The 6,464-nt window shown below is 73.1% G+C and carries 4 protein-coding genes; all 4 read right to left on the bottom strand.

Annotated features, from left to right (window positions below; all coding sequences use genetic code 11):
- Nucleotides 1–574 (bottom strand): TIGR03086 family metal-binding protein (locus G5C65_RS28865; RefSeq protein WP_165301983.1); only part of this gene is annotated, 574 nt, incomplete at its 3' end.
- Nucleotides 575–646: 72 nt separating this feature from the next.
- Nucleotides 647–3,034 carry an excinuclease ABC subunit UvrA gene (locus tag G5C65_RS28860; RefSeq protein ID WP_165301982.1) on the bottom strand — a complete coding sequence of 796 codons (2,388 nt, stop codon included), beginning with the start codon at nt 3,032–3,034 and terminating at the stop codon, nt 647–649.
- A gap of 162 nt (nt 3,035–3,196) precedes the next feature.
- The gene (locus tag G5C65_RS28855; RefSeq protein ID WP_206442384.1) at nt 3,197–5,377 is read right to left on the bottom strand and encodes an MMPL family transporter; all 2,181 of its coding nucleotides are present in this window, start codon (nt 5,375–5,377) and stop codon (nt 3,197–3,199) included.
- Between the two features lie 158 nt (nt 5,378–5,535).
- Nucleotides 5,536–6,249 (bottom strand): response regulator, encoded by a 714-nt coding sequence (locus G5C65_RS28850; protein ID WP_165301981.1) that lies wholly within the window; start codon nt 6,247–6,249, stop codon nt 5,536–5,538.
- Nucleotides 6,250–6,464 lie beyond the last annotated feature (215 nt).

Genomic DNA, 6,464 nt, shown 5'->3' with positions numbered 1-6,464 from the left:
CCCCACCGTCCGGGCCGCCGTCCGCGCCGCCGTCCGCACCGCCCTCCTCGCCGCCCTCCGCGGCCCCCGCCAGCAGCCCGTGTACGGCGCGCAGCCGGGTCTCATCGCTGTGGAACGCCTGCCCCGTCGCCCGTGCCAGGTCCCAGCCGTGCACCACCAGCTCGTCCAGCGTGACCAGCCCGCACTCCGTCCCGGACAGGGTGACGCCGCCCGCCTGCGTCGTCCCCTCCCACGCGGCGGGGTCGCTCCAGGCCGCGGCCAGTTCGGCCAGCCTGTGCGGCACCGCCTCCCGCCAGTCGGGAGGAAGCTCCTCCATGGCCGTGCCGGGCGTGCGCTCCGTCCCCGGCCCCAGGTCCTTCAGCGCGGCGACACGCAGCCCGACCGCCAGCTCGGCAATGTGCCGCAGCAGGTCGCGGACCGTGTACTTCTCGCACGGCGTCGGGTCCTCCAGCGCCTCCTCCCGTACGCCGCGCACCAGGGCTGCCAGCTCCCGCGCCGCGGGCTCCAGGTCGACCGGTACGGCCGCTACGGCCGGTACGGCCGATCCGTCCAGGGCGTCTCTTTCGTCCGTCATGGCGTCTCGCTCCCGTCCGTGGCTCCCGCCGGTCCTTCCGGCACTTCTACAGACCGCGCGGACCCGCAGAACTCATCGCACGGCGCTCGGGGAGTCCTGGGGCCGGGAGCCGGGAAGCGACCTGCGCAGGTAGTCGGCCGTGTGCGAACGGCCCTCGCGGACCATGCGCGCGGGCGTCCCGGTGAACACCACCTCGCCGCCCTGCGCGCCGGCCTCCGGGCCGATGTCGACGATCCAGTCCGCGCGCTTGACGACATCCAGGTCGTGCTCCACGACGACGACCGTGTTGCCCGCGTCGACCAGCCGGTCCAGCAGTCCGAGCAGGGTGTCCACGTCGGCCATGTGCAGCCCGGTGGTGGGCTCGTCGAAGACGTACACGCTGCCCTGCTCGCGCAGCCGGTGGGCGAGCTTGACGCGCTGCCGCTCGCCGCCCGACAGCGCGGACAGCGGACGGCCGAGCGTGAGATAGCCGAGACCGACCTCGCCGAGCGGCGCCAGCCGGGCCCTGACGGTCCCGTCGGCGCCCAGCGGCCCGCGGCCCAGCGGGCCGCCGTCCAGGGCCGCCAGCGCCTCGTCCACGGTCAGCTCCAGCAGGTCGGCGACGTTCAGCCCGCCGATCCGGTGCTCCAGCGCCTCCGCGCGGAACCGCCGCCCCTCGCACACCTCGCACACGGCGGTGACCGGATCCATGAACGCCATGTCCATGGTGATCACTCCGCGCCCCTGGCACCCCGGGCACGCACCCGCGGAGTTGAAGCTGAACAGCCCCGCGTCGACGCCGTGCACGCGCGCGTAGGCGCGGCGCACCAGGTCCCAGATCCGGGTGTAGGTGGCGGGCGTCGAGCGGGGCGAGATGCCGATCGCCGACTGGTCGAGCACGATCGCCTCCGGGTACGCGGCGGCCAGCGCCCCACAGACGAGGCTGCTCTTGCCGGAACCGGCCACCCCGGTCACCGCGGTCAGTACGCCCGCGGGGATGTCCACCGTGACGCCCTTGAGGTTGTGCAGCGTGGCGTCCCGTACGGTCAGCGTCCCGCGTCCGGTACGGCACTCCGCTTCCGGCTTCACGCCGGGCGGACGCCGGTAGCACCGCCCCGTGGCCGTCTCGCCGGCGGCCAGTTCGGCGACCGTGCCGGCGAAGACGACGTCCCCGCCGTGAGCGCCGGAGCCCGGCCCCATGTCGATCACATGGTCGGCGACGGCGATGACGTCCCTGTCGTGCTCCACGATGAGCACCGTGTTGCCCTGGTCGCGCAGTGCGCACAGCAGGCCGTTCAGCCGGTCCACGTCGCGGGCGTGCAGCCCGACGCTGGGCTCGTCGAAGACGTACGTCATCCCGGTCAGGCTGCTGCCCAGATGGCGCACCGTTTTGAGCCGCTGCCCCTCCCCTCCGGAGAGCGTTTTAGTGGGCCTCTCCAGGGTCAGATAGCCGAGCCCGACGGACTCGATACGGCGCAGCGAGGCGAGCGCGGCGGACAGCGCCGCCTCGCCGGCGGCGCCGGTGTCCGCCAGGTCCTCCAGCACCCGGATCAGCTCCCGTACTTCCATCCGGCACAGGTCGGCGATGTTCCAGGGGCCGATACGGGAGGCGAGGGCGCGCTCGGACAGCCGGGCGCCGCCGCAGCGCTCGCACGACTGCTCGGAGACCACCCGCTCGGCCTGCTCGCGCTCGCGGTCGTTCAGCGACTCCAGTCCGGGCTTGAGGAACCGGCGGGTGAACCGGTCGACGATCCCCTCGTAGTCGTTGACGGCGACCGAGCCGGGCGAGTGCGGCCTGCGCGTCTTGAACCCCCGCCCGTACAGCAGCAGCTCCCGCTCCGCCGCGCTGTACGTCCGCAGCGGCTTGTCGGGGTCGAAGACGAGCGGCCCGGCGGGTCCGTCCAGCGGCTCGCCGGGCTCGTAGCGGCTGATCTCGGCGTACCGCTTCCAGTAGTTGGTGCCGACGGCGAAGGCGGGGTGCCGGACGGCGCCCTCGTTCAGCGACCTGTCCTCGTCCAGCAGCCTGCCCAGATCCAGCCGCAGCGTCCGCCCGAGCCCCTCGCAGTCCGGGCACATCCCCTGCGGGTCGTTGAACGAGTACAGGTTCGAGAACCCGGCGCTCGGCTCCCCGTACCGCGAGAACAGCACCCGCAGCACGGGGTGGACCTCGGTCATCGTGCCCACCGTGGACCGCGCGCCGCCGCCCACCGGCTTCTGGTCCACGATGATCGCGGGGGACAGGTTCTCGATGAACTCGAACTTCGGCCGCTCATAGCTCGGCAGCCGGTTCCGTATGAACCACGGGAAGACCTCGTTCAGCTGCCGCTGGGACTCCACCGCGAGCGTCCCGAACACCAGTGAGGACTTCCCCGAACCGGACACCCCGGTCACCACGGTCAGCCGCCCGACCGGAATCCGCAGCGTCACCCCCTTGAGATTGTTCTCCCGTGCCCCGCTGACCACGATCCACTCGCTCGTCACTGCGCCGGCGCCCCTTCCCGCACCTTCCTGCACCTCTTGTCGTCCTGCGGGCCCACTCTCACGCTCCATCCAGACACCCCATGTCACCTTTTCGGGGAATCCGCACGCCAGACGGGCCACCCGGCGGGCAGGCACCCGCCCGCAAAGGGCACCGGACGCCGCTCAGTGCCGTTCCAGCTCCACCCTCGGCAGCACCCGCTCCAGCGGCTCCGGCAGCCACCAGGCGCGCCGCCCCATGAGCCGCAGCGCGGCGGGCACCACCACGCACCGGACGAGCAGCGCGTCGACGCAGATGGCCACCGCCATGCCGAAACCGAGCTGCTGGAGCACCCGGTCGTCGCTGAGCATGAAGGCCCCGAAGACCACGATCATGATCGCGCCGGCGGCGACGATCACCGAACCGGTGTGCGCCAGCCCCTCCCGGACGGCGGCCACCGGGTCCCGGGTGCGCACCCACTCCTCGCGGATACGGGAGACGAGGAAGATCTCGTAGTCCATGGAGAGCCCGAAGACGATCGCGAAGACCATCACCGGCATCCACGGCTCGACGGGCCCCGCCTCCATGCCGAACCGGCCGTCCTGGAAGACGAGCTTCATGGCACCGAGGGCGCTGCCGATGCTGAGCATGTTCAGCAGGGCCGCCTTCAGCGGGATCAGCAGCGAGCGGAAGACCCCGGCCAGCAGCACCAGGGAGAGTCCGACCACGATGGCGAAGAAGACCGGCATCCGGTCCGCGACCTTGCCCGCGTAGTCCTCGGCCGCGGCCGTCGACCCGCCCACCAGATAGTCCGCTCCGGTCCGCTCCGCGAGCTCCGGCAGCACCGTGCCGCGCAGCCGGGCGACGAGGTCGGACGTCCGCTCGTCCTGCGGCGAGGAGGCGGGGAACGCCACCACGGTGGCGACCGCGCCGTCCTCGGTGGGCACGGGCGGCGCGGCCGCGGCGATCCCCGGGGTGTCGCCCAGCACCCTGGCCGCCTCGGCTCCCGCCTGCCGCGCGCCCCCCTCGCCGCCGTCCGCGACCACGACCAGCGGCCCGTTGAAGCCCGGTCCGAAGCCCTCCGACAGCAGGTCGTACGCCTCCCGGCTGGTGGTACCCGCGCTGTCGTTGCCCGCGTCCGCGAAACCGAGCCGCAGCTCCAGCGCCGGGACGGCGAGCGCGCCCAGCGCGACGACGGCCACCAGCAGCACCGGCAGCGGACGGCGCTGCACCCCGTCGGCGAAGCGGCGCCAGCCCGTGCCCCGCGGGGCCTTGCGCCGGTCGCTGCGCCGCGCCTCGCGCCGGGTGAAGTGCCGGGCGAGGCGCGGCCCGAACACACCGAGCAGCGCCGGGAGCAGGGTGAGCGCGGCGACCATGGTGGCGAGCACCGTCAGCGCCACGGCCAGCGCCATGCCCTGGAGGGAGCCGAGTCCGAGGGCGACCAGTCCGAGCAGCGCCAGCACGACCGTGCAGGCCGCGAAGAACACGGTGCGCCCCGCGGCGTCCAGCGCGGTCGTGGCCGCCCGCTCCGGCGCCTCGCCGCGGACCAGCTCGCCGCGGTAGCGGGCGAGGACCAGCAGCGCGTAGTCGATCCCGACGCCCAGCCCGACCAGCATCATCACATACGGGGTGAAGTCGGCCAGGGTGAAGACGTGGGACAGCAGCACGATCACGCCGACCGTCGACCCGACGGCGAACACCGCGGTGACAATGGGCAGTCCTGCCGCGACGACCGTCCCGAACATCAGGACCAGGATGACCAGCGCAGCCAGGATGCCCGCGCCCTCGGCCGTCCCACCCGACTCCTCGGACAGCGTGCGAGCCGCCTCGCCGCCCAGCTCGACCTGCAACCCGCCGCCGTGGATCTCCCGTGCGATGTCGTAGAGGGGCTCCGTGTCGCCCTTGGTCATCTCGGCTGCCGGGACGGTGAGCACCACCGTGGCGTAGCCGGTCCTGCCGTCCCGGCTGATGGCGGACTTCTCCTCGTACGGGCTGACGACATGGGCGACCTTGGGCACCCGGGCCGCCTTTTTGAGCATGCCCTCGACACGCCGCTCGGTGCCCGCCTCGCGCAGCCCGTGTGTACCGCGCAGCACGATCTCCACCGTGTCGCCGCCCTGGTCCGAACCGTGCTCGGACAGCAGATCGCCCGCCCGCTGCGACTCGGTGCCGGGGAGCGAGAAGTCGGACCGGTAGTCGCTGCCGGCCAGCGCTGCGGCTCCCCACACGGCGGCGAGCACGGCGAGCCAGAGGGTCAGCGCGAGCCGCCTGCGGCGCTGCGCGAAACCGGCGACACGGGCGAACACACCGGCCCGCCCGGCCGCCGGTTCCGGCGTGGCTGCGGGCTCGCGGTCTGTAGTGGTCATGGCAGTCTTCCCCACGGGTACGTCGCGGATGGCGATGGACGTACCGACGGTCGGCGCAGACCGCGCCCCGCCACGTCAGCCGCCGGAAGACACCCCGCGTACTGCGGGAGTTGGCGACCCGCACGACGGCTGCACCACAGGGAGCGCCCGCAGGGCCCTCAGCTCAGCCAGCGCGGCGTGACCAGCCCCGCCTCGTAGGCCAGCACCACGAGTTGGGCGCGGTCACGGGCGTGCACCTTGGCCATGATCCGGCTCACATGTGTCTTGGCGGTGGTCGGGCTGAGCACCAGCCGGCGCGCGATCTCGTCGTTGCTCAGCCCCTCGCCCACCAGACACAGCACCTCGTGCTCACGCGTGGTCAGGGCGTTCAGCCGGGGCGCCGGGTCGGGCACCCGGGAGCGGCTCGCGATCTCCGCGATCAGACGCCGGGTCACCGCCGGCGCGATCAGCGCGTCACCGCGGGCGCACACCCGGATGCCGTGCAGCAGCTCCATCGGGTCGGTGTCCTTGAGCAGGAAGCCCGAGGCGCCCGAGCGGATCGCGGAGTACACGTAGTCGTCGATGTCGAAGGTGGTGAGCATGACGACCCGCACCTCGTTCAGGCGCTCGTCCGAGACGATGCGCGCGGCCGCGGACAACCCGTCCTCCTCCGGCATCCTGATGTCCATCAGCACGACGTCGGGCCGCAGTTCGCGCGTGAGCCGGACGGCTGCGACGCCGTCGGCCGCCTCGCCGACGACCTCGATGTCGTCCTCGTCGTCGATGATGGCCCGGAGCCCGGCCCGCACCAGCCGCTGGTCGTCTGCGACGAGCACGCGGATACGGGACGGCGGGGGCGGTGACGCGGCGGACTGGGACGGGGACGGGACCATGCACCACAGCGTAGGCGAGGGCCGGTCCACGCCCCCCCCCGTCAAACCCCGGTGGCCCGCCAGGGCAGCCGGACGTCGACCCGGAAGCCGGAGCCGGTGTTCCGCGCGGTCAGCTCGCCGTCGAGGGCCTTCGCACGCTCCGCCATGCCGACGATACCGCTGCCCCACGCCCCCTCGCCCGCACCCCGCCCGTCGTCGTCGACGCGGAGGCGCAG

It is taken from the genome of Streptomyces boncukensis (assembly GCF_011045075.1).
Classification (GTDB): domain Bacteria; phylum Actinomycetota; class Actinomycetes; order Streptomycetales; family Streptomycetaceae; genus Streptomyces; species Streptomyces boncukensis.
This window is presented reverse-complemented; position numbering and strand designations above follow the sequence as displayed.